At 59.1% G+C, this 24,009-nt stretch carries 24 protein-coding genes and 1 tRNA gene; 11 read left to right on the top strand and 14 right to left on the bottom strand.

Translation table 11 applies throughout. The annotated features are described in order from the left end of the window. The first annotated feature begins 38 nt into the window (after positions 1-38). From INF32_RS02600 to INF32_RS02625, 6 genes are read left to right on the top strand one after another with little or no spacing between them, the layout of a single operon-like run. On the top strand, positions 39-1,112 hold the full coding sequence (locus INF32_RS02600; protein WP_226386858.1) for a hypothetical protein: 1,074 nt from the start codon (positions 39-41) through the stop codon (positions 1,110-1,112). Positions 1,113-1,133: 21 nt separating this feature from the next. Continuing rightward, positions 1,134-1,847: a 16S rRNA (cytidine(1402)-2'-O)-methyltransferase gene (rsmI, locus tag INF32_RS02605; RefSeq protein WP_226386859.1), complete on the top strand. Its 714-nt coding sequence runs from the start codon at positions 1,134-1,136 to the stop codon at positions 1,845-1,847. A 9-nt stretch (positions 1,848-1,856) separates the two neighbouring features. Beyond that, complete coding sequence (locus tag INF32_RS02610; RefSeq protein WP_226386860.1) at positions 1,857-3,224, top strand: TIGR00341 family protein; 1,368 nt, start codon at positions 1,857-1,859, stop codon at positions 3,222-3,224. Between the two features lies 1 nt (position 3,225). Beyond that, positions 3,226-4,008 (top strand): inositol monophosphatase family protein, encoded by a 783-nt coding sequence (locus INF32_RS02615; protein ID WP_226386861.1) that lies wholly within the window; start codon positions 3,226-3,228, stop codon positions 4,006-4,008. Beyond that, a complete protein-coding gene (locus INF32_RS02620; protein WP_226386862.1) occupies positions 4,005-4,904 on the top strand; it encodes a lysophospholipid acyltransferase family protein in 900 nt (299 codons plus the stop codon). Before INF32_RS02615 ends, INF32_RS02620 begins: the two co-directional genes overlap by 4 nt. 13 nt (positions 4,905-4,917) lie before the next feature. Continuing rightward, a complete protein-coding gene (locus tag INF32_RS02625) occupies positions 4,918-5,928 on the top strand; it encodes a glycosyltransferase family 2 protein (protein ID WP_226386863.1) in 1,011 nt (336 codons plus the stop codon). A 130-nt stretch (positions 5,929-6,058) separates the two neighbouring features. Here the strand turns inward: INF32_RS02625 and INF32_RS02630 are convergent, their stop codons facing one another. The 9 genes from INF32_RS02630 to glpK form a co-directional block, all read right to left on the bottom strand. After that, positions 6,059-7,621: a sialate O-acetylesterase gene (locus tag INF32_RS02630; protein ID WP_226386864.1), complete on the bottom strand. Its 1,563-nt coding sequence runs from the start codon at positions 7,619-7,621 to the stop codon at positions 6,059-6,061. A 104-nt stretch (positions 7,622-7,725) separates the two neighbouring features. Continuing rightward, positions 7,726-9,153, bottom strand: a complete 1,428-nt coding sequence (gene xylE / locus INF32_RS02635) for a D-xylose transporter XylE (RefSeq protein WP_226386865.1) — start codon at positions 9,151-9,153, stop codon at positions 7,726-7,728. Between the two features lie 18 nt (positions 9,154-9,171). Then, a complete protein-coding gene (xylA, locus tag INF32_RS02640; protein WP_226386866.1) occupies positions 9,172-10,479 on the bottom strand; it encodes a xylose isomerase in 1,308 nt (435 codons plus the stop codon). A 24-nt stretch (positions 10,480-10,503) separates the two neighbouring features. Further along, entirely contained in the window at positions 10,504-11,985 is a 1,482-nt protein-coding gene (locus INF32_RS02645; protein WP_226386867.1) for a xylulokinase, read from the bottom strand. Between the two features lie 20 nt (positions 11,986-12,005). Further along, complete coding sequence (locus INF32_RS02650; protein ID WP_226386868.1) at positions 12,006-12,755, bottom strand: NUDIX hydrolase; 750 nt, start codon at positions 12,753-12,755, stop codon at positions 12,006-12,008. A gap of 187 nt (positions 12,756-12,942) precedes the next feature. Beyond that, positions 12,943-13,512, bottom strand: coding sequence for a GNAT family N-acetyltransferase (locus INF32_RS02655; RefSeq protein WP_226386869.1), 570 nt, complete (start codon positions 13,510-13,512; stop codon positions 12,943-12,945). Between the two features lie 69 nt (positions 13,513-13,581). Next, positions 13,582-13,652: transfer RNA gene (locus INF32_RS02660), tRNA-Gln, on the bottom strand. A gap of 80 nt (positions 13,653-13,732) precedes the next feature. Then, positions 13,733-14,473: an MIP/aquaporin family protein gene (locus tag INF32_RS02665; protein ID WP_226386870.1), complete on the bottom strand. Its 741-nt coding sequence runs from the start codon at positions 14,471-14,473 to the stop codon at positions 13,733-13,735. A 10-nt stretch (positions 14,474-14,483) separates the two neighbouring features. Then, a complete protein-coding gene (glpK, locus tag INF32_RS02670; RefSeq protein ID WP_226386871.1) occupies positions 14,484-15,992 on the bottom strand; it encodes a glycerol kinase GlpK in 1,509 nt (502 codons plus the stop codon). 219 nt (positions 15,993-16,211) lie between these two features. Between glpK and INF32_RS02675 the strand changes: the two genes are divergently transcribed. From INF32_RS02675 to INF32_RS02685, 3 genes are all read left to right on the top strand, one after another. Further along, a complete protein-coding gene (locus INF32_RS02675) occupies positions 16,212-16,925 on the top strand; it encodes a peroxiredoxin (protein ID WP_226386872.1) in 714 nt (237 codons plus the stop codon). A gap of 82 nt (positions 16,926-17,007) precedes the next feature. Beyond that, positions 17,008-17,367 (top strand): thioredoxin, encoded by a 360-nt coding sequence (gene trxA / locus INF32_RS02680; RefSeq protein WP_226386873.1) that lies wholly within the window; start codon positions 17,008-17,010, stop codon positions 17,365-17,367. 3 nt (positions 17,368-17,370) lie between these two features. Then, a complete protein-coding gene (locus INF32_RS02685) occupies positions 17,371-17,556 on the top strand; it encodes a 4Fe-4S binding protein (protein ID WP_226386874.1) in 186 nt (61 codons plus the stop codon). A 103-nt stretch (positions 17,557-17,659) separates the two neighbouring features. Here the strand turns inward: INF32_RS02685 and INF32_RS02690 are convergent, their stop codons facing one another. The 5 genes from INF32_RS02690 to INF32_RS02710 all read right to left on the bottom strand — a co-directional run bounded on the left by INF32_RS02690 (position 17,660) and on the right by INF32_RS02710 (position 22,451). After that, entirely contained in the window at positions 17,660-19,684 is a 2,025-nt protein-coding gene (locus INF32_RS02690; protein ID WP_226386875.1) for a beta-L-arabinofuranosidase domain-containing protein, read from the bottom strand. Positions 19,685-19,826: 142 nt separating this feature from the next. Then, on the bottom strand, positions 19,827-20,048 hold the full coding sequence (locus INF32_RS02695) for a DUF2795 domain-containing protein (RefSeq protein ID WP_226386876.1): 222 nt from the start codon (positions 20,046-20,048) through the stop codon (positions 19,827-19,829). Between the two features lie 54 nt (positions 20,049-20,102). After that, positions 20,103-20,663: a cob(I)yrinic acid a,c-diamide adenosyltransferase gene (locus INF32_RS02700; RefSeq protein WP_226386877.1), complete on the bottom strand. Its 561-nt coding sequence runs from the start codon at positions 20,661-20,663 to the stop codon at positions 20,103-20,105. A 4-nt stretch (positions 20,664-20,667) separates the two neighbouring features. Next, a complete protein-coding gene (locus INF32_RS02705) occupies positions 20,668-21,138 on the bottom strand; it encodes a hypothetical protein (RefSeq protein WP_226386878.1) in 471 nt (156 codons plus the stop codon). Continuing rightward, positions 21,135-22,451, bottom strand: coding sequence for a BaiN/RdsA family NAD(P)/FAD-dependent oxidoreductase (locus INF32_RS02710; RefSeq protein ID WP_226386879.1), 1,317 nt, complete (start codon positions 22,449-22,451; stop codon positions 21,135-21,137). Before INF32_RS02710 ends, INF32_RS02705 begins: the two co-directional genes overlap by 4 nt. Positions 22,452-22,532: 81 nt before the next feature. Between INF32_RS02710 and INF32_RS02715 the strand changes: the two genes are divergently transcribed. Both INF32_RS02715 and INF32_RS02720 read left to right on the top strand, forming a co-directional pair. Continuing rightward, complete coding sequence (locus INF32_RS02715) at positions 22,533-23,471, top strand: transcription antitermination protein NusB (protein WP_226386880.1); 939 nt, start codon at positions 22,533-22,535, stop codon at positions 23,469-23,471. A gap of 102 nt (positions 23,472-23,573) precedes the next feature. Next, positions 23,574-23,996 (top strand): DUF1573 domain-containing protein, encoded by a 423-nt coding sequence (locus tag INF32_RS02720; RefSeq protein ID WP_226386881.1) that lies wholly within the window; start codon positions 23,574-23,576, stop codon positions 23,994-23,996. Positions 23,997-24,009 lie beyond the last annotated feature (13 nt).

Consider the following 24,009-nt stretch of genomic DNA (forward strand, 5'->3'; position numbering starts at 1 on the left):
GAGAAAATGTACCTTTGGACAAATATTTTTCATCGAAAATGAGTTTGAAGCAGATCAACGAGGAGTTGTCGAAAATCGGGAGGATCACCTCCCGGTGGGGCGACTCGCCGGTAAGCGATATAGAACGGGAGCTGGTGCTCGACAAATTGAAATGCCTGTACGAGCAGGTGATGTTTTTCGAACGGGACCTCCCGGAGGAGCTTCCCTCGGATGCCGGGATCGCCGTCCCGGCCGCGGCGACGGCCGAAGAGCTGGGTGAGCAGGCCGAGGAGATGCTCCGTGAATTCGACCGGGAACTGTCCGGACCCTCCGAAGCCGGGGAGGCCGCTGTCGAAGTGGCAGAGGCGGTGCTGGCCGGACAGGCGGAGGAAAAGGCGAAAGAGGCGGAAGAGGTGAAATTCCCTGCCGGGGAGGGCGGAGGCCGTCCGGCTGACGGGGTCGGTTCCGACCAGCCGTTGTTCGATATGGACGAAATCGTGGTACGTCGGCGGATCGACCATCGTACGATCCTTTCGCTCTACGGCGAGAACTGCGAGATCGTGAAAAACGAATCAGGCCGTGCCGAGGTGCGTTGTGAGCGGTTCGTGGAGAAGACCCAGGTGGAGGAACCTGCAGCCGGTCCGGAACCTGCCGGCGAGCCGGTGGAATGTGTGGCCGGTCCCGAGGCTGCAGGGGATGCGGAATCCTTTCCCGAGACGGATGCGGAAACTCTCCGGCCGGAGCGGGAAACTATCGTGGAGGAAGGGCGGACCGAGCCGCCCGTCACTCTCGCCTCCGGAAAGTCCGGGGCCGTGCTGGGCGAGGTGATCGCCCGGGGGGAGACGCTCGGCGATGCCCTGGCCCGCAGTGCGACCCACGACGATCTGGCTTCCCGCGTAGCGGCTACGCGGACGGACGAATTGCGCAAGTCGATCGGGATCAACGACAAGTTCCTGATGATCCGAGACCTCTTTGCCGGTGATGCGGCTGCCTACGAAGAGGCGATCACCGCCCTGGACGCTTTCACGGACCTGGACGAGGCGATGCTCTACCTGCACGACCACTATACCGGAAATCCCGACAGCGAAGGGGTGAAACTGCTGGTCGAACTGCTCGTGCGCAAACTTTCCTGACGGATCAACGACTTCGGGCCCATGGCAAAACTGTACGTAGTTCCCACACCGATCGGCAATCTGGACGACATTACGCTTCGGGCGGTGAAAGTGCTCTCCGATGCGGATATGATCCTTGCGGAGGATACCCGTACGACGGGTTTCCTGCTGGCCCATCTGGGAATCGAGAAGCCGAAGCTCCGGTCGCATCATAAATTCAACGAACACGCTACCGTGGAGATGATCGCCGAGCGGATCGCCGCCGGCGAGAGTGTGGCGCTCGTGTCGGATGCCGGCACGCCCGGCATCTCCGATCCGGGCTTTCTGTTGGTGCGCACCTGCGTCGAGGCCGGGCTGGAGGTGGAGACGCTTCCGGGGGCGACGGCCTGTATTCCGGCGCTCGTGCAGAGCGGGTTCCCCTGCGACCGCTTTTGTTTCGAAGGGTTCCTTCCACAGAAAAAGGGTAGGGTCAAACGGTTGCAACAGTTGGCCGGGGAGGAGCGTACGATCGTTTTCTACGAATCGCCTTACCGCCTGGTGAAATGCCTCGGGCAGCTGGCGGAGGTGTTCGGGCCCGACCGCAGGGTTTCGGTGTCGCGCGAGTTGACCAAGAAGTTCGAACAGACGGTGCGCGGCACGCTGGCCGAAGCGATGGACTATTTCCGGGAACACGAGCCGCGGGGAGAATTCGTGATCGTGCTGGCAGGCCGGGAGAAAAAGGACAGAATGTCGCATGCGGATTCCGAAGACGAATAGGAAACGACAATGGAAGAGACGGGAAAAAAGATAAGGAGGGACAGATACTGGATCGGAGCGTTGGGCCGTTTCCTGCGGAGCAAGTTCGATCTGGACGAGGACAAGGCCCAGCAGAGCGAGGTGGTCGAGAACATCGGCCGCGGGGTCGAGTTCCGGGGAACGAACCTCTGGGTGCTGATTTTCGCCACGTTCATCGCCTCGCTGGGGCTCAATGTCAACTCTGCCGCCGTGATCATCGGCGCCATGCTGATCTCTCCGCTGATGGGACCGATCATGGGGATCGGCCTTTCGCTGGGTATCAACGATTTCGAGCTGATGAAGCGCTCGCTGCGCAATTTCGGGTTCATGGTGCTGGTGAGCATCCTCACCTCGACGCTCTATTTCTGGGTCTCTCCGCTCAGTACGGCCCAGAGCGAACTGCTGGCGCGGACGATGCCTACCACCTACGATGTGATGATCGCCTTTTTCGGCGGTCTGGCCGGTATCGTGGCCCAGTCGCGCAAGGACCGCACCTCGACCGTGATTCCCGGCGTGGCGATCGCCACCGCCCTGATGCCGCCCCTCTGTACGGCCGGTTTCGGGCTGGCCACGGGGCAGTTGACCTATTTTTTCGGTGCATTCTATCTGTTTTTCATCAATACGGTTTTTATCGCTTTCGCCACCTTTTTCATCGTCCGTTTCCTGAAGTACGACAAGAAGGTCTTTCTGGACAAGGCGCGGGAGCGGAAGGTGCGCCGTTCGATGATCCTCATCATCGTGGTGACGATCGTGCCCAGCGTGGTGATCGCCTACCGGATCGTGCAGCAGACGATCTTCGAGACCAATGCGGACCGGTACGTGAATGCCGTGTTCCGACTGGACCGCACGCAGGTGGTGGATTACAGGAAAACCTACAAGGGAGACGGGAAAAATTCGCGGATCGAGTTGCTGCTCATGGGTGATCCCGTTTCGGAGGATATGATCGAGAGCGCCCGGGCCCAGCTGCTCAGTTACGGGCTCTATGGAACGGAACTGACTGTGCGCCAGCCGGGGGAGATGGATAAGCTCGATTTCAGTTCGATCAACGTGAATTACGCGCAGCTTCTCGAGGAGAAGAACTGCCAGATCGCCCGTTTGCAGGAACGTCTGGAACGGTACGCCTTCGACACGGTGGCCGTGGCCGATATTTCCCGTGAGGCGGGTGTCGTGGTGGGGAACATCGCGGCGGTGTCGCTCTCCCGTGCGGTGAGGTACGACACGGCGGGCCGGCCGCTCGATACGGCGGTCGTGTGCTTGGTCAAACCGGTCTCCGCCGAATCGGGGATCGACGAGGATAAACTGGCGAAGTGGCTGCAGGTGCGGACACGGAGTCCGAAAGTGAAGATTTATGTCGAATAGTATGACCGATTACAAAACGATTTGCGAGCGGGTCTGCGAGGTGGCCCGCAAGGCCGGGGAATATATAGATTCGCAGCGCAAACACTTTTCGTTCAGCGATGTGGAGTTCAAGGGTGTGCATAATATGGTCTCCTACGTGGACAAGGAGTCGGAACGGATGATCGTAGAGGCTCTGCGCGAAATCCTGCCCGGCTCGGGTTTTATCACCGAAGAGGGAACGGCTTCCTGCCGCGGAGAGCGTTTCCGGTGGGTGATCGACCCGCTGGACGGAACCACCAATTTCGTGCACGGACTGCCGCCCTACTGCGTGAGCATCGCCCTGATGGAGGGCGAAGAGGTGGTGGCGGGCGTGGTCTACGAAGTGACGCACCGTGAGTTGTTCCATGCGTGGAAAGGTTCGGACGCCTATCTGAACGGGGAGAGAATCGTCTGCTCGAAGGTGGACCGGCTCGAAAACGCCCTGATCGCCGTGGGGTTCTCCTATGCTACGATCGCGGAGGTGGAGGATTTTCTGGACGGAATCGCCTACTACCAGCGCAACACCGACGGTATCCGCCGCGTGGGGTCGGCTACGGCCGATCTGGTCTATGTGGCCTGCGGACGGGTGGACGCCTTCTCGCAGGTGAAGCTCTCGGCCTGGGACGTGGCTGCCGGAGCCTTCATCGCGCAGCGGGCCGGGGCCGTGGTGACGGACTATTCGGGTGGCGGGAACTTCATCTTCGGACGGGAGATCGTGGCGGCGAATCCGCTGGTGTATGACGAATTTATCAAGACCGTAAAATGAAATTCTGGGCCCGGGTGCGATATTGGCTGTTGCTGAACTCCTGCCGTGCGGCGGGGGCGCTCCCCACGTGGGTTCTCTACCATTTTTTCCAGGACCTGCTCTATTTTGCGATCTACAAGATGGCGCGTTACCGGCTGAAGGTGGTGCGCGGAAACCTGCGCAACTCTTTCCCGGAAAAGACGCCCGAGCAACTGCACGAGATCGAACGGCGGTTTTACCGTCATCTTTCCGAAGTCGTGGTCGATACGGTCGATCTGGTCAATATCAGCCGCCGGGAGCTCGAGGAGAGGATACATTTCACCAATGTCGACGAGGTCGAGGCACAGATGCAGGGCAAGGATTGGATCGCTGCTCTGGCTCATTTCGGCTGTTGGGAATATTTCGGGGCGTATCAGCTCCACACCGCCTCGCAGGTGATCGGCGTCTACCGGCCCCTGCACGAGAAGGCGTTCGACGAGTATTACAAATATATGCGTTCGCGCTTCGGTCTGCGGCCGGTGGCCATGCACTGCCTTCTGCGCAACATTGTGCAGAACAAAAAGAACGGATGCCGCCAGATACTGGGGCTTATCGCCGATCAGACGCCTCCCGAGCCCGAAATCAACCATTGGTTCGATTTTCTGCACCAGCCGACCGCCTTTTTCATGGGGGTGGAAAAGTTGTCGCTCAAGTTCGGAATGCCTGTTTACGTAATGAGCCTCAGCAAAGTGAGCCGGGCGCATTACGAAGTGAGTTTCCATCCGATTTACGACGGCGTGGAGCCCGTGCAGGAGTTCGAAATCACGAAACGCTATGCCGCCGAGCTGGAGAAGATGATCCGTCGCAGTCCGGAACTGTGGATGTGGTCGCATCGCCGATGGAAACACAAGCCCGTTCCTGCGGTTCCCGAATCTTAACGGAGATGTGCGTATGCCGGTAGTCAAAGTCGTTATACTGAATTGGAACGGGGAGGAGCACCTGCGCCGTTTCCTGCCTTCCGTGGTGGATGCGACCCCGGCGGAAGCGGAGATCGTGGTGGCCGACAACGGTTCGACGGACGGTTCGCTGGTCCTGTTGCGGGAGCGGTTCCCTGGGGTGACCTTGCTGCTGCTGGACCGTAATTACGGGTATGCCGAGGGATACAACCGCGCTCTCGCACAACTGGAAGCCGATTATTTCGTCCTGCTCAATTCGGATGTGGAGACGCCGCGGGGGTGGCTCGGGCCGCTGGTGGAACGGATGGAGTCCGATCCTTCGATCGTCGCCCTGGCGCCCAAACTGCTCGCTTACGGCGACCGGGGACGTTTCGAATATGCCGGTGCGAGCGGAGGGTTTCTGGATATGCTCGGCTATCCGTTCTGCCGGGGGCGGATTCTCTCCACGCTGGAGCGGGACGAGGGACAGTACGACACGGCCCGCGAGGTCTTCTGGGCATCGGGGGCCTGCATGGTCGTGCGGGCCGGGATGTTCCGGGAACTGGGCGGTTTCGACGGAAAGTTCTTCGCCCATATGGAGGAGATCGACCTTTGCTGGCGGGCGCAACTGCGCGGGTACCGGGTGTGGATCGAACCCCGCAGCCGGGTGTGGCATCTGGGCGGCGGGACCCTGCCCAACAATACGCCCAGGAAAATCTATCTCAATTACCGCAACAATCTGGCGATGCTCTATAAGAATCTGCCTGCCGGGCGGGTGGAGGCGATCCTCTTCCTCAGAATGGTGCTTGACGGCCTCTCCGCGCTGGTGTTCCTGTTGCAGGGCCGGCCCGACTTCTTCCGGGAGGTGTTCCGGGCCCACATGGATTTCCACCGCCGGAGGGGCGAACTGAGGGAACAGCGCCGCCGGATACAGGATGGGGCGGTGGCCTCTCCGCGGATGATCTACGGAGGTTCGATTATCCTTCGCTATCTGCTGGGAAAGCGGCGTTTCGGGACGATGATGTGACCGGGAGAGAGAGAAATTCGAAGTCGATAGATACCGAGATGAAAACACCCCCGCGGAGCAGTTTCCGGCGGGGGTGAATCGTTTCGATCGTGCCGCATGGGCACCTTTGCCTTTTTTCAGGAATGACGGGTCAGCGGATGATTTTCTGTCCGTTGGCATAGACGTACCGGTAGGTATCGTGCAGCTTGCCTTCGGTTTTGAGCCGGAAGTCATCGGTGCGGAACGGTGAGGCGGGCAGCGAGTCTGTATTGATGAGGTTGCCGTCCGGCACTACCGACCAACTGTAACGCACGGCTACGGGAGCGGTCACCCGGTCCGACCAGACCACGACTTTGTCTCCCTCGATCCGGGCTTCGGCCGGGACGAATTGCTGGTCTTCGCCGCATATCGTGAAACTGCGCAGTGGTTTTCCGTCAGCTGAAGCCAGTCCTCCGCAGACGAAATCGAACGTCAGGACCGCCTTGCCGTCCTCGAACGAAACACCTTTGTATATGGGGCCGGAGTAGGTCAGGTCGTATCCGTAGTTTTTGGCCAGCGCGATCAGGGCGAGACGGTGTCCCACGGGTTGTTTCTGGATGGGATGTATCTGATCGGGTTCGCCGTATCCCATAGCCATAGCCATGCCCGTATTGGGCGTGTGGAGCCAGCTCTGGAGCTGGGCCCAGCGCAGTTCGGGGAAAGTGGAGCGGTCTTGCAGCTCGGGTACCTGCACGAAATAGAACGGCATGTCGGGCTGCCGGAATATTTCACGCCACTCTTCGATCAGCGCAGGAAACAGTTTCTGGTATTGGGCGGCGCGGGTGGTGTTGGCCTCGCCCTGGTAGAAGATGACTCCCCGGATCGTCATGGGCGCCACGCGCAGGACGTTGGCGAACAAGCCCGACGGACGGCGGAAGTTTTTGGGGCCCATCGGTTCCTGGAGGCGTTTCCCCTGCCGGCCGTGAGACTGGTAATAGGTGTTCCACTCCTTGTAGTCGGCCAGCTGGCGTTCGTATTCGCCGGGGGCCATGGCCGCCATGTACCGGTCGTAATTCTCTGCGATCGGGACGAAGAGCGGGTCGGAAAGGAGCTTTTCGCGGCTCATCCATACCGAGGCGGTGGTATTGCCCTTGTAGAGGCAGATGATGCCTACCGGAACGTTCAGTGTCTCCTGCAGTTCTTTGGCGAAATAGTAGCCCACGGCGCTCATCGAACGCACATAGTCGGTGGTGGCATGGCGCCAGGGAACGGGCTTGCAGGGCTGTGCCCCTTCGTAGGGGATTGCGGGTACATAGGCGACCCGGATGTAGGGGTTTTGCGCTTCGGCGACAGCTTTGTCGCCGTCCTTGCTCGAGCGGAGCGAAAACTCCATGTTCGACTGGCCGCCGGCGAACCATACCTCTCCCACGAGAATGTCTTCGAGCGTCGTCTTTTCGTCCCCGGCGGAGACGGAGAGGGTGAACGGGCCTCCCGCTTTCATGGCGGGCAGCTCCGTTGTCCACGCTCCTTTTTCGTCGGCCGTGGCGGATACCCGGGTGCGCAGGATGGAAACCTCCACCCGGGTGCCGGGATCGGCCGATCCCCATACGCGGATGGGGGCTTCCCGCTGAAGTACCATGCCGGAGTTGAAAATATCGGCGAATTTCGGCGGGTTCGCCAGCCCTGCGCCTGCGGAGAGACAGAGAAATAGGGCGGAATAGAACAGTTTTTTCATCGCATAGGTTTTTTTAGGATGTTGTAATATACAAAGATAAGGGAATCGCATAAAAAAAGGCCTCCGCAGAGGCCTTTTTTTATGCGGACAGTCTCGGGACCGCCCTATTTTTTGAACAGGCCGTTCATCTCCTCGAGGGTTTTCCCCTTGGTTTCCGGAACGAATTTCCATATGAACAAGGCCGACAGGATGCCCATCAGGGCATACACCCAATAGGCGAATCCGTGGTGGAAGAGTTCGTTCAGGTAGGTCGATTTGTCCATCATGGGGAATGTCCACGATACAAGGTAGTTGGCTGTCCATTGGGCCGCTACGGCGATGGCCATTGCCTGTCCCCGGATCTTGTTGGGAAAGATTTCGGACAGCAGCACCCAGCATACCGGGCCCCAGCTCATGGCGAAGGAGGCCGTGTAGAAAAGCATGGCCAGCAGGGAGAGGATGCCCATCTGCCCGGTGAAGAAGGTGAAGCCGAGGGTCAACATGCTTACGGCCATACCCAGGCTGCCGATAATCATCAGCGGCCGACGGCCGAAACGGTCGACGGTGAAGATGGCCAGTACGGTGAACGACATGTTGATGATGCCCACGATAATGGTCTGCAGCAGGGCCGCATTGGTTCCCAGCCCCATGTTGCGGAAGATTTCGGGAGCATAGTAGAGTACCACATTGATTCCCACGAACTGCTGGAACACCGAAAGCAGGATGCCGATCACGACGATTCCCACTCCGTAGGAGAAGAGCCGGGAACGGACGGTGCCGCCCAGTGAAGCCCTGATGTCGGCGATCTCGCCGGCGGCATCCCCGCCCGTCACCTTGCGGATGATGCCGGCCGCCTTTTCCTCCCGTCCCTTCATCATCAGCCATCGCGGACTTTCGGGGATGAAGAACAGCAGCAGAAGCAGCAGCACGGCGGGGATCGTCTCCGAGAGGAACATCAGCCTCCATCCGGTCTCCGTGATCCACTGTTCGTCGCCGCTGAGTGCGATGCCGTAGTTGACGAAGTAGACCACTACCATGCCGAAGATGATGGCGAACTGGTTCCACGAGACGAGGCTTCCGCGTTTTTCTGCGGGAGCCATCTCGGCAATGTACATCGGCGAAAGCATCGAGGCCAGTCCCACGCCGACGCCTCCGATGATACGGTAGATGACGAAGTGGGTGATGAATTCATCCATGTGTCCCGGGGCGAATCCCATTTCGGGATAGGCGGAACCGACGGCCGATATGATGAAGAGCACGGCCGCCACCAGCAGGCTCCGCTTGCGCCCCAGCCGGGTGGCCATGAAACCTCCGATCAGTCCGCCGACGACACAGCCGATCAGGGCGCTCGATACGAGGAAGCCGAGCAGGGAACTGGCCGCCGTTTCGTCCAGGCCGAGCGGGTCGATGAAGTTGATCCCGAGGTATTTCACCGTGCCGGAAATGACCGCCGTGTCATATCCGAACAGGAGACCTCCGAGCGTGGCGACCATCGTTACGAACAGCAGGTACGGGCCGCTTTTTCTGTTTTTGTCCATGGGTTCGGGTTTCATTCAGGTTCAGGTTTTCCGTTAGATATACATCGAAAGCAGCTGCTCGTATTTCTCCTGGTGGCCGCTGAGCTGTTCGGGCGTATGCTCCGTAGCGTATTCGCGCAGTTGTTCCAGAGAGAGACCGCCCTGTTCGAATTCGGCGCCCTTGCCCGAGTCGAACGATGCGTAGCGCTCCTTGCGCCATGCCTCGTAGGGCGATTCGGCGAGAATGCGGTCGGCGATCAGCAGGGCGCGGGCGAAGGTGTCCATACCGCTGATATGGGCGATGAACAGGTCTTCCACGTCGGTCGAATTGCGGCGTACCTTGGCGTCGAAATTGAAGCCCCCGTGTCCGATGCCGCCTCCGGCCAGAATGACGAGCATGGCTTCCACGGCGTCCTGCAGGTCGATCGGGAACTGGTCGGTGTCCCAGCCGTTCTGGGCGTCTCCGCGGTTTGCGTCGATACTGCCCAACATGCCGGCGTCCACGGCGCATTGCAGTTCGTGCTGGAAGGTGTGGCCGGCCAGCGTGGCGTGGTTCACCTCGATATTTACCTTGAAGTCCTTGTCGAGCCCCCAGTGGCGCAGGAAACCGATCACCGTCTCGGTGTCGTAGTCGTACTGGTGCTTGGTGGGTTCCATCGGCTTGGGCTCGATCAGGAACGTCCCTTTGAAACCCTGTTTGCGGGCATAGTCGCGGGCCATGGTCAGCATACGGGCCAAGTGCTCCTTCTCACGTTTCATGTCGGTGTTGAGCAGGGACATGTAGCCCTCGCGTCCGCCCCAGAACACATAATTTTCACCGCCGAGGGCGATGGTGGCGTCGATCGCGTTCTTGATCTGGGTGCCGGCCCAGGCCACGGCGGCGAAGTCGGGGTTCGTGGCCGCACCGTTCATGTAGCGGGCATTGCTGAATACGTTGGCCGTGCCCCACAGCAGTTTGATGCCCGTTTCAGCCTGTTTCTGCTTGGCGTACTCCACGATGGCGTGCATCCTCCGTTCGTACTCGGCTACCGTATCGCCTTCGCGGACGATGTCTACGTCGTGGAAACAGTAGTAGGGGGCGCCGATTTTGACGAAGAAATCGAAGGCCGAATCCATCTTGGCCTTGGCCTGTTCGATCGGATCGGAAATGCCTTCCCAAGGGAAATGGCGGGTGACGCCTCCGAACGGATCGACTCCGTCGGCGCAGAACGAGTGCCAGTAGGCGATGGCGAAGCGGAGCTGCTCCTTCATGGTTTTGCCGCCTACGATACGGTTTTCGTCGTACCAGCGGAATGCCAGCGGATTTTTTGAATCGGGACCCTCGTAACGGATCTTGTCGAATTTTGAAAACATGCTTGTCATGGTCTTGATTATTTTTTGATTGGTTTATGAGTTCAGTTTCGATTCCAGTTCGTGTTTCCACGTATCGTATGCTTTTTCGAGCGCCACCCGGTCGGCGGGTGCGGGCTCCACGGTCTCCAGCCGGTGCAGGGAGGCGAAAGCCTCTTCCCGGTTGCGGTAAAGTCCGGCGCCGAGCGCTGCACCCCGGGCTGCACCGAGCGATCCGTCGGTGTTGTAGAGTTCGATACGGGCTCCGGTGAGGGTCGCCAGCGTGCGGCGGAAAAGGGGGCTGAGGAAAAGGTTGGCTTTCCCGGCCCGGATCACGGTCGGGTCGAGGCCCACTTCGCGCATGATGTCGATGCCGTAACGGAATGCGAAGGCGATTCCCTCCTGCGCGGCCCGCAGCAGATGGGCCCTAGTATGGCGGTTCAGGTCGATGCCGGAGAGGGAGGTTCCCGTGTAGCGGTTTTCCAGCATGCGTTCGGCGCCGTTCCCGAAGGGAAGCATGACGACCCCTTCGCAACCGGCCGGAACCGTTTCGCAGAGGGCGTTGATCTCTTCGTAACTCATTTCGGGGGCTGCCGTACGGCGGGTCCACGCATTGAGGATACCCGCTCCGTTGATGCAGAGCAGCACGCCGTAGCGCGGGGCGTCGGCCTTGTGGCTGACGTGCAGGAAGGTGTTCACACGCGAAAGGGGATCGGCTTTCGGCGTGTCTGTGACACCGTACACCACACCCGACGTGCCGCCCGTGGCTGCGATTTCGCCGCTTTCCATCACGTTCAGCGAGAAGGCGTTGTTAGGCTGGTCGCCGGCCCGGTAGGAGACGGGTGTGCCGGCCGGAATGCCCAGTAGCGCTTCCGTGGCCGCATTCGTACGGCTTTGGATACCGATCGAAGGGAGGTCTTCGGGAATCATCCCGGACGGGATGCCGAAATGGTCGGCTACGAAATTGGCCCGTTTGCCGGCGGCGAAATCCCACAGGATTTGCTCCGAAAGTCCGCTGTGCGTGGTGCTGATCTCTCCCGTCAGGCGGTAGGCGATGTAGTCGCCCGGCAGCATGAACCGGTCGGTACGGGCGAAGACGTCCGGTTCGTTTTTCCGTACCCAGCCCAGTTTGGCCGCCGTGAAGTTGCCCGGCGAGTTGAGCGTGCGGGCGAGGCAGTATTCCCGGCCGAGGGCTTCGAGAGCTTCGGCGCCCGTCTCTACGGCCCGGCTGTCGCACCAGATGATGGATTTGCGCAGCGGTTCGCCCTTTTTGTCGAGGCAGACCAGACCGTGCATCTGATAGGTGATGCCGACGGCGGCGATCTCCTTCATGGGGTGTTGTCCGGCGAGCGTGCGAATGCCCTGGCAGACGTAGTCCCACCACATCTGAGGGTCCTGTTCGGCCCAGCCGGGACGGAGCGCGTCGATGGGCATTTCCGTCGGGGGCAGGGTGACGGAACCGGCGCACCGGCCGGTGTCCACGTCCAGCAGGGAGACTTTGACGGAAGAACTTCCGATGTCGATACCCAGTGTTTTCATAATTGCGGTTGCGTTTCGGTTTACTCGTGCCAGCGGATGAAACCCTGCCGGAATTTGCGGCGGAGCTCCTTTTCGTAGGCTGTTTTATTAAAGGTATAATATCGTGCCGGTTTGTGGGCCACGTTCGTTTCGTATTCGGCCGTGGGAGTCAGATAGCCCGAGGCGAAGATCTTTTTCCGGAAATTTCGGTTGTCGATCTCGATCCCGAGGATACCCTCGTAGAGGGACTGCAACTGGCGGATCGTGAATTTCCTCGGAAGCAGTTCGAAAGCCACGGGCGAGTGGGTCAGTTCGCGGCTCAGGGTGGAGAGTGCCTCCACCAGAATTTTCTTGTGGTCGAGTCCCAGGTGGCGCACATGCTGGACATCGGCCCATACGGCCCGTTTGCGGCGGGTGTGGAGTTCGATTCCCTTGCTCAGTTTGAGCAGCGAGTAGTAGGCCACGGTGATTACCCGGTCGGTCTCCACCCGGTAGTATTCCCTCAGCCAGCGGAGGTATTCGCCCTCCACCCGGCGGGGCTCGGAGAAGACATGCAGTTGTTTGAGGAAGATGTCGCGGATACCGGTCATCTCTTCCAGCACCCGGTAGGCGGCCGAACGCAGGTCTTCGTCCTGCCGGATCAGGCTGCCGGGCAGTTTGTAGTCGGGGGGCGCGGTGTCTTCCCTCTCCGTGTTGCGCTCCACCTCGATGAGCAGGATTTTGAGTGCCGTGCCGTCGAAGCCGAAGATAACGCAATCTACCGATACCGAAGGATTGAAGGATGAGTCCATTGCATGATCCGTTTCAGGTTATTCAAAATTAGAAAAACCTGTTTCCAAATCCAAACTTATTGTAAAAAGTACGCTAAGTATGCGGGGAAAATACGGGGAAATGACGATGCGGACCGCCCCTCGTGCCGATCGGCGGGAGAGGGTCTCAGAGCGTAAATTTTACAGTAACTGCCGGCCCGGGCTGCGGCTATTCCGCGGTGGCGGCTGCTGCGGCCGTGTAGCTCAGCACCTTTTCCCGCATGTAGCGCAGAAATCCGTCGAACTCCGTGCGCGTGATGGCACGCGGGTAACTCAGAATCGTGAGCGGGTGTACGGGCCCTGTTCCGTAAGAGGGGTGGAAATATTCGTAGTCGTTGGAAACGAATCCCTGGTGGCGGTAGAACCGCAGACGCCGCTGCGCCACTTCGTCCACCGGCGGGTCGATTTCCAGGATGGTGGTCGATTCGACATGCCGGGCCAGAAACTGACCCAGCAGGGTGGACCCGATGTTCTGGCCCCGGAGCGCCGGATCGACGGCGATGTGCTCGATATAGACCATCGGACCGTGTTCCCAGTAGAAGAAGAGGGCGAGAAGGGCGGGGGCGGCTCCGTTTTCCCCGCGGCGTACGGCCACCTGGCAATGGAACTCCCCGTCTTGCATGGCCCGCAGATGATCTTCGGGCAAACGGCGTTCGTAGGGAGGGAAACTCTCTTCGTAAAGTTTCCATGCCTGGCTCCAAAGTTGACTGTCGGTCGGTCGCAGCGAAATCAGTTCCATCGTTTTTCTCGTTTAGTGCGGTTCCTTGCAAAAAAAGCGCCTGACCTGTCAGACGCTTTCCGTTTTTTGTTGACCCACCAGGATTCGAACCTGGAACGACAGAACCAAAATCTGCTGTGTTACCATTACACCATGGGTCAATCCCCATCGGGATTGCAAATATAGGAACTAATTTTTATCCGTGCAAGTAAGAAGGTGTTACACGGCTGTTTTTAGCGGTTTAAGCGAGGGCCCGGTAGAGCAGAGCCGCCAGCGAAGCGCCCAAAAGAGGGCCCAGAACGGGAATCCAGGCGTAGCTCCAGCCGCTCCCCTCCTTGCCCCGGATGGGTAGAAGGGCGTGCACGATCCGGGGAGCCAGGTCGCGGGCCGGATTGATAGCATAACCCGTGGTACCTCCGAGCGACAGGCCGATCGCCCACACGGTGAAGGCTACGGGGAGGGCTCCGACTGAACCGAGCCCCAGCGGCAGGGTGGAAAGGGAGTCGGTCAGGGTGATCTCTCCGGTGGTGATATAGAAAATGGTGAAAAGCAGAACGAAGGTGCCGATTGTTTCGCTGAACAGGTTCGACAGGGGCGAGCGGATTTGCGGGTCCGTGCAGAACACGGCGAGTTTGGCCGCAGGGTCTTTCGTGACTTCGAAGTGGCGGCGGTAGAAGAGCCATACCAACAGGGCTCCCAGTGCTGCGCCGAGCATCTGGGCGAGCAGGTAGGCGGGCACTTCTGTCCACGGGAATTTGCTTGAAAGAGCGAACGCGAGCGTGACGGCGGGATTGAGGTGGGCTCCGCTGTAAGGTCCCGCCACCACAACGCCGACGAATACGGCCAGGGCCCAGGCTGTGGCGATGGCCAGCCATCCGGCCCCGTGACCTTTGGTGCGAACGAGCACGACATTGGCCACGGCGCCGTCGCCCATCAGGATCATCAGCATCGTGCCGAGCAATTCCGCGGTGAAGGGTGTCATCTCTTTCTGTTTAAAGTTCCTCCTTTGCCCATTCCCGGGCCCGTTCCACGGCCTTATGCCAGCGGTCGAGCAGGGCTTCGGCCTCGGCGGGCGACTTTTCAGGGTCGAACCGCCGGTCGACGGCGATATGCGAGGCGATCTCCCCGGTATCCCGCCAGAACCCGACAGCCAGTCCGGCCAGAAAAGCGGCTCCCAGGGCCGTGGTTTCCAGAATCTCCGGCCGTACGACCCCGGCACGTGTCAGATCGGCCTGGAACTGCATCAGGAAATTGTTGGAGACCGCCCCTCCGTCCACGTGCATCTCGATGGCGGGCCGTCCCATGTCTTTTTCCATGGCCTTCACCACGTCGCAGACCTGGAAGGCGATCGCCTCCAGCGCTGCCCGGGCTATGTGGCCGGCATGGGTGCCGCGTGTCAGTCCGATGATGAGGCCTCGGGCATACTGGTCCCAGTAGGGAGCCCCCAGGCCCGTGAGGGCGGGAACGAAATAGACCCCTCCGTTGTCTTCGACCGACAGGGCCAGCGCTTCGCTCTGGGGTGCCGTGAAAAAGAGGTGGAGACCGTCCCTCAGCCATTGGACGACGGCTCCTCCCACGAAAACGCTGCCCTCCAGAGCATAGGTCGTCCGGCCTCCGATCTGCCAGGCGACGGTGGTGAGCATGCGGTTGGCGGAGATGCGGGGCCGGTCGCCCGTATTCATCATCACGAAGCAGCCGGTGCCGTAGGTCGCCTTGGTCATACCCGGTTCGGTGCAGAGTTGTCCGAAGAGGGCGGCCTGCTGGTCTCCGGCGATGCCCGAGATGGGAATTTTCGTGGAGAAAAGCGTGGTGGCCGTGGTGCAGTAGACTTCGCTGCTCGGTTTCACTTCCGGCAGGATCGAGGGAGGAATGCCGAACAGTTCCAGCAGTTCGTCGTCCCACTGGAGGGTGTGGATGTTGTAGAGCATGGTGCGGCTGGCATTGGTCACGTCGGTGATGTGATACCGGCCCCGAGTGAATTTCCACACCAGCCAGCTGTCCACCGTGCCGAAACAGACCTCTCCTTTCTCCGCCCTGGCCCGGATACCCTCGATGTTGTCGAGCATCCACCGGATTTTCGTGGCTGAAAAATAGGCGTCGAGGACAAGGCCCGTTTTTTCGAAAATCATCTTGTCATACCCTTTTTCGCGGAGCTCTTCGCAGTAGGCGGAGGTGCGCCGGTCCTGCCAGACGATGGCGTTGGCAAGCGGGAGTGAAGTCTCCCGGTCCCAGAGAATAGTGGTTTCGCGCTGATTGGTGATACCGATGCAGGCGATGTCGAGCCCCGAGAGGTTGGCTTTGGCTACGGTTTCGGCGGCTACGGAGGACTGGGAAGCCCATATTTCCTGAGGATCGTGCTCCACCCAGCCCGGCCGGGGATAGAGCGGTTCGATGCTTTTCTGCGAGGAGGCCACGATCCGGCAGTCGTGATCGACGAGGATCGCCCGCGAAGAGGTGGTCCCCTGGTCCAGGGCCAGAATGAATCGGTTCTTGTTTTCCATGCAGCGGAGTTTTGTATTTTCTTTCCGTACAAATACGGAGCCATTTTTCGGGCAGACGTTTCCTTTGCGGGACCCTGCGGGGACGTCCGGCTCCCCTTCGTTTCGGTTGGTATAGATTTTGTGAATTACGGGATAGTTCCTATCTGTTTGATTTATGATTCTCCTGTGCCTACCTTTGCCTTGTAAACGAAAATAATGAACAGATAAAAACAGTCAATCATGGAAAACGAAGTAAACGTAATGCCCCGTATCGGGGAAAAGGCGCCTGCTTTCGAGGCAGTCACCACGCAGGGTAAGATCAATTTTCCCGCTGATTTCAAGGGTAAATGGAAAATCCTGTTTAGCCATCCGGCCGATTTCACGCCGGTCTGCACCTCCGAGTTCATGACTTTCGGCAAAATGGCCGACGAATTCGAGGCGCTCAACTGTCAGTTGGTGGGTCTTTCGGTGGACGGGCTGTACAGCCACATCGCCTGGTTGCGTACGATCCGAGAGAAGATCGAATACAAGGGAATGAAGGATGTCGAGATCCATTTTCCGCTGATCGACGACGTGTCGATGAAGGTCGCCAAACTCTACGGGATGATCCAGCCGGGAGAGAGCGAGACTTCCGCCGTGCGTGCGGTCTTCTTCATCGACCCGAAGGACACGATCCGCACGATCATGTACTATCCGTTGGCACTGGGCCGCAATTTCGACGAGATCAAGCGGGTGCTGGTCGGTCTGCAGACGGTGGATAATTTCGGCGTGGCCCTGCCGGCCGACTGGCGTCCGGGCGACGAGGTGATCGTGCCCACGGCCGGGAGTTGCGGCGTGGCCAAAGAACGGGTCGAGGACAAGAGCGGTGAGATACATTGTTACGACTGGTTCTTCTGCACCCGGAGGCTTCCGAAAGAGGAAGTGGAGAGCCGTCTGGGATGTGCTGAAAAATGATCCGGAACGAAAAAAAAGAGTGTAAACGATCCGGGACGGCCGGTTGCTGCCGGCGGTTTCCCGGGCTTTAAAACAGAAAATTATGGCAACCATACATTTGAATAAATCGGAATTTGCGCAAAAGGTGGCCGATCCGGCCGGATACCCTGCTGCATGGAAATTCGTCGGCGGCCGTCCGGCGGTGATCGACTTCTATGCTCCGTGGTGCGGGCCGTGCCGGGCACTTTCGCCCGTACTCGAGGAACTTTCGGACGAATACGCCGGAAAGGTCGATATTTATAAGGTCAACGTAGACGAGAATCCCGAACTGGCTGCGGCCTTCGGTATCCGTTCCATCCCCACGCTGCTGTTCGCGGCGGGGGAGGGTAAACCCCGGATTTCGGTGGGCGGCATGTCGAAATCCCAGCTGGAGGGAGTCATCGCGGAACTGCTGAAAGCCTAAATCATGTCCGTATCGGTCGATCCCGGAAAATGTCCGCAGAACCATCGCTGTCCCCTGATCGACGCATGTCCGGCGGGAGCGATCTCGCAGGAGGGAAACGGGTTGCCGTTCGTCGATGCCGGTCTGTGCATCGGGTGCGGCCTGTGTGTGGAGAGTTGTCCGAAAGGGGCGATGCGCGGAGATGAATGACTGCGATGCCGGGAACATCGTATCCCCGGTAGGAAAAACGGAGAGGGCCGTCCGACAAATTCGGACGGCCCTCTCCGTTTTCTCTTGAGTTTTTCCGGACAGGTTATTCGGCCGCCAGGGCTCCCGGGTCGATATTCTTCTTTTTCCAATAGGGGAACATGGAGATGCGCAGTTGCGTACTGCCATAGGGAACCAGGTCGATTCCCTCGGGGCGGATACGTCGTGTCGAGAACATCATGGCGCCGCGGGTGGGCAGGGCCGGAGTGACGGGAACGTACTCTTTCTCGTCCCGGTAGTAGGCCGTTCGCCAGGAGTAGTCCGGAGCCAGGGGAACTTTCAGCCGCAGCGGCTGGGGCGACTCCGTCCACGGATTTTCCGGCTGGGTGATCTTCGTTTTCACTACCCGGATCAGGGAGTTGTCCGTACCGTCCACACACAGGAAGTAGTTCCATGCGGAGATGGGGTTCATCCGGTAACCGAAAAACGGTTTGTCGTACGGGGCTTCCAGTGAGTATGTCTTCCGTTCCGTTTCCGTCTCCACGTTCAGTGCGAAAAGCAGCGGTCCGTAGTTCACTACCATGGCGTCGTAGCCGTTCCATTTCTGGAATTCGGCCCTCTTGGGTAGCGACAACGTGATCCTGTCGCCCGGGGCGAATTCCCGGTCTATCCGGAAGAAGGTCCCGCTCTCCACCCCCTGCATTTGCGTGCCGTTCACCGCCACGGCGGGCGTGTGGCACCATCCCGGAATGCGGACGTAGAGCGGGAAGCGTCCGTGACCCGATACCACGTGCAGAGTCACCGTGTCCGTATAGGGATAGACCGACTCTTCCCGTAGAACGATCTCCCCGCCGGCAGTCCGGTGGGTGACGGACCCCGGACCGTAAAGTGTCTTATAAAGAGCGTCTCCGTCGGTCATCCACTGCGATCCTATGTAGATGGGAAACATCCGGTTTACATTGCCCGTGCAGCAGGGGGGCTTGTGGAACTGCCGGTAGGCCATTCTGCTTCCGTCGTAAGCGGCCACGAGACTGGAGCGGTCGTCACAGAAAACCTGGTTGGGGCAGGACTGATACTGGTGTGCGGAGAAGTCTTTGGTAATGGCGCCCAGTCCGGCGTTGAACACGGCCCGTTCGATGCGGTCGGCCCACTGCGTCTCGCGTGTGAGCTTCAGCATGTAGGTGCAGGTCCACGAATAGTCCACGATGTCGCATGTTTCGTGGGTGTTGGTGCTGCCGTTTCCCGAGAGGCCCTCTTCACTGCTGTTCACCCCGTCGGGAAGCATGTGCCAGCGGTCGATCTTGTCGAATCCGTTGCGGGCGGTACGAAGGCCCGCCCCGTCTCCGGTCACCATGTAATACATCAGAGGGACCTTCAGCATTTCGAGGTAGGTCACCCCGTGAATCTCCTGTTTCTCGCCGGAGGCGTAATCCCCGGAGTTTTCGGGTACGAGCGCTTCGTAGAGCGAGACGATCCGGTCGAGAAGTCGCTCGTTGCCGGTCTTCCGGTAGAGCCAGGCCAGGGCTTCCGCATTACACAGGTCTCTCCACCGGTAGCGTACGGTGTCGTTCAGGTAGTGGCGCTCCATCCGTTCGGGAATGATCGGGTTGCCCGTAGCTTCGTATTCGGCCATCCATGCCCGGAAAAAGATCGAATGCGGCCAGCGGGACCCCTTTTCTCCATGCAGTTCGGAAGCGATCACGCCTTCGGGAGAGGCTGTTTCGATACTGCCGTAGATGGCTCGGGTGCCTTTCCCTATGAGAAATTCGTCGTCCAGCAGGTATCCGCAGCGGAGTACACCGTCGAGATAGTAGGCCGTCTGTTCGTAGGGTTCCCATGTCACCTTTCTTTCCCCGTTTTTCATGTAATAAAACGGCTCGGTGCCCCATCCGCCGTGAGTGAACGGATAGGCGATCGTGTCGAGGTATCCGGTCAGGTGCCCGCGTTGGTTCGTGAGCATCGTGTGCAGCCAGCCCTCGGGCCGGACGGAGCGGAGGCTCACGTTTTCCAGGAGAACCGGAATTTCCGTTCCGGTCGTGCACGAGAACATCAGCGGCATCAGAAAAAGGGAGTACGCTATCGCCTTTATCGAATTGCCGACTGTGCGTTTGTTCGGGTGGATTGAGATCATGTCTTTTTCGTTTCTGAAAGAGGTGTAAAGATAAACGAAAATTATCGGAAAGTTGATATGTCGGGACAACAATCCCTGAAATACGGAAAGAGCGGTTTTTCGAAAACCGCTCTTTCCGGACACAAACTAAAGTTGTTGAGGATCAATATTCTTCCTCGTTAAAAAAGAAGTCGTCCTTACTCGGGTAATCCGGCCATATGTCTTCGATGCTTTCGTAGATTTCTCCTTCATCCTCTATCTCGTTGAGGTTTTCGATCACCTCAAGCGGGGCTCCTGACCGGACGGCGTAGTCGATCAGCTCGTCTTTGGTGGCGGGCCACGGTGCGTCTTCCAGTTTTGAGGCTAACTCCAGTGTCCAATACATAGCGGTTATGATTTAAAGTGGTTTATTGTCGAATTTGCAAAAGTATAAAAAAATTTATCTTTCGGGCATCCAGTAGACCTCTTTTACATTAAATTCTTCGCTGAGCCCCCTGCCGAGTACATAAAGGTAATCCGAAAGGCGATTCAGGTAAACCAGGGCATCGTTGCAGACCGGATGTCCGTGCCCTGCCGCGATGGCGGCCCGTTCCGCCCGGCGGCATACCGTGCGGCAGATGTGGGAGAGGGAGACGAGCGGATGCCCCCCCGGAATGGTGAAGTGGGTGAGGGGAGGGAGTCCGGCGGAGATTTCGTCGATCCGTTTCTCCAGAAAAGTGATCCGCTCCGGTTGCAGCGGGGGGACTTTTGGGGATGCCTCTTCCGTGGTGGCGAGCAGAGCGGCTACCGTCATCAGCGCTTCCAGAATGTTGAGCAGGTCGTTGCGGTACAGTTCCAGATTATTCTCCTCTCCGTCCATGCTGTCCCGCAGGTGGGCGACAAAAGCGGTCAGTTCGTCTACCGTGCCGTAAGCGTTCACTCTCGGGTCATCCTTGCCTACACGGGTACCCCCTATGAGAGAGGTCGTTCCCTGGTCTCCTGTTTTCGTATAGATTTTCATGGCATTACAGTTTATAGTGCAACTTCGTCAGCCGGTTGTCGTAGAAGAAAAGCATGTACCTGCGGTTGTCGATGCTCAGCCCGTTGTGTTCGCGGACCATCTGCCGGCAGCGTCGGATACGGGTCCTGTTCTGGCGGGGGAAAAGGACGCACAGGACCGCCTTTTCTCCGGCGGGCACCGTGAGCGGGTCGGGCTGGTCGTTCCGCAGGACGATACTGAAACGGTGCTCTCCGCAATAACTGTGCAGATTTTGCAGTTGGACGGCACCTTTTTCCGGAAGCCCTTCTCCGCGCAGACGGTCGTACAGCGAGTGATCGTCTCCCAGGATACGCCGTTTCATGAAGACGTTCCGGATCAGCGAATAGGTGTAGGGGGAGTGGACTCCGTGTCCCCGCCAGTGGCGGATATGGGTCATGGCGCCCAATGTGAGGGCGATGCGGAAAATGCGGTTGCGGATATGATAGCGGTGTGTCATACGGTTGGATTTTCTTTCAGTTGTCCGGCCAGATGTCCTGTCGAGAAGGCGATCTGCAGGTTGTAGCCGCCCGTGTTGGCGTCCAGATCGAGCACCTCGCCGGCAAAGTAGAGGCCCCCGATCAGTTTCGACTGAAGGGTGGTCGGGTCGATCTGTGAGACGTCTATTCCCCCGGCCGTGACGATGGCCTCTTCGAAAGGGCGGTAATCCGAAACGGGAATGACGAAGTTTTTCAGGATGTCCGTCAGGCTGTGCAACCTGTCGGGGGATACGCTTTTAAGGGTCATACGGGGTTGTAGCCCCATTTTACGGGCGAGATGGGGCACCAGCGAACGGGGAATCAGCTTGCGCAGCAGGTCTTCCAGCCGTGCCCCGTCCTTGTCTGCGAACAACTCCCGCTCCCGGTCGATCCGGGCGTCCAGTTTCGTTTCCGACAGGGCGGGTTTCAGGTCGAGCACCAGTTCGACCCGGTGCTCTTCGATCAGCGCATCGACGGCGTCCCGGCTCAGACGCAGGACGATGGCTCCACCCACGCCCCGGTCCGTGAACTCCATCTCCCCGAATTCCGAGGCGACCCGCCGCCCGTCGACCGACAGATGTGCGGTAATGTTTTTCAACTGCAATCCTCTCAGAGTGCGGATTTGGGGCAGATCGCTTTCGAGCGGCACCAGCGAAGGGCGGACGGGTTCGATGCGGTGTCCCAGCCGGTCGGCCAGCGTGTAACCGTCGCCGGTCGATCCCGTAGCGGGGTAGGAGACCCCGCCCGTGCAGAGGATGACGTTGCGACAGCTCTCCGTCCGGATCTCCGGCCGTTTCGGTTCGTTTTTTCTCCTTCTGCGGCCGGAGTAGGCGGCCATGCTGTCGTGTTCGGCGTACTCCACGGCACAGACACGTCCCTTTTCCGTCCGGATGTCGGTGACCCGGGCGTCGTACTCCACCGTGACTCCGCCCCGGACGCACCAGCCCACCAGCGCGTCGGCCACGTCCCAGGCCCGGCCGCTGCACGGGAAGACCCGTTCCCCGCGTTCGGTGGCCAGCGCTACGCCCAGCCGGGTGAAGAACTCCACGGTGCTGCGGTTGTCGAACGCTTTGAAAGCCGGACGGAAGAAATCGGCGTGCGTGCGGACCATTTCGAGGAACTCCTCGTGCGGCCGCATGTTGGTCAGGTTGCAACGTCCCTTGCCCGTAATGCGCACCTTGCGTCCGGCCTTCTCCATCTTTTCCAGCAGGAGCACCTTGTGCCCCAGCCGTGCAGCCGTTCCTGCCGCCATCAATCCTGCTGCTCCGCCCCCTATGACTATTACGTCGTACACCGTTTCCGAATATTTTCCGCAAAGATATGTTTTCCGAAAAAATTTGCATACTTTTGCAGCCGAAAAATAAGTTCTGAAAATATGCTGAGCCGGAGATTATTAAGAATTAAAGCCATAAAAGCCCTCTACGCACATTTCAAATCGGAATCGGATTCGTTGATCGCCTCGGAGAAGAATCTCATGACCGGCATCGACAAGACATACGACCTCTACCACCAGATGCTCTGGCTCATCGTCGACGTGGCCCGTTATGCCGAGGAGCGTATCGAACTCGGGCGGAAGAAGAAACTGCCTACGCCCGAGGACCTCAATCCCAATACCCGTTTTATCGACAACGCCGTGATCCGGCAGATCGGAAACACCCGGCAGCTGACCGATTACCTGGACAAGCGGTCGCTCGGGTGGGTGAACTATCCGGAGCTTGTCAAGAAGCTCTACGCGGAGCTGGTGGCGAGCGATTATTACCGGGATTATATGTCCGCCTCCGGATCGGGTTACCGCCAGGACGTCAAGCTGGTAGAGGATTTCTACGTGAAGACCGTCTCCGACAATGCCCTGCTCGAAGAGGTGGTCGAAGAACAGTCCATCCTCTGGGCCGACGACGTGGATTTCGCGCTGGTGATGGTGGTGCGTACGCTGGGCGATTGCCGTGCCTCGATGACGGAGGTGCCGCTGCTTCCCGAATTCAAGAATGACGACGACCGTGAGTTCGTGCGCGAACTGTTCCGCAAGACGCTGGTCAATTACAAGGAGTATCTGAGTTACGTGGAGAAGTTCACCCAGAACTGGGACGTGGACCGGATCGCTTTCATGGACAACCTCATCATGACGTCGGCACTGGCCGAGCTGCTCAATTTTCCGTCGATTCCGGTCAAGGTGACCCTGGACGAGTTTATCGAGATCGCCAAATATTACAGTACGCCGGGCAGCAGCCTGTTCATCAACGGCGTGCTCGACAAGATCATCGAGAGCCTGAAGGCCGAAGGCCGGGTGAACAAGACGGGCCGGGGACTTCTTTAGTCCGGCGCGGCGGCGGATGTGATTCTGCATGGATTTTCCCGCAAGTGAAATATTTTTCGTATTTTTGACCGCATGGGACGTTCGGTCGGAATAAGGTGTCGGGTGCAGGCTGTTCTTGCCTGCTGCTGCCTGCTGGCATCAGTCGGTTGCGGCGGTGGTCGGAAACCCGCCCGGCCTTCCGTCTCCGAAGGGCCCGTACTGGAGTTGTCCGACTCTTTGCTCAGGGCGGGCGGGGCGTGCGACACCGTGTCGCTGGGACGGTTGCGGGAGGGGGAAGTGGTCGTCCGCCGCTTTTCGTTGCTCAACACGGGAAAGACCCCGCTGGTGATCCTGAGCGTGGAGACCGGATGCGGCTGTACGGAGGTGGAGTTTCCCCGCCAGCCTCTGCTGCCCGGAGAGAGACGGCCTTTTTCCTTTTCGTTCGATTCCCGCGGATTTTACGGTTGGCAGCTCAAGACGGTCACGATCCGCACATCGGCCGGCGGACAGCCTTTCAGACTGCTGATTACGGCCGATGTGATCTGACGGTGCGATTCCT

The organism is Gallalistipes aquisgranensis, from assembly GCF_014982715.1.
Taxonomy (GTDB): Bacteria; Bacteroidota; Bacteroidia; order Bacteroidales; family Rikenellaceae; genus Gallalistipes; species Gallalistipes aquisgranensis.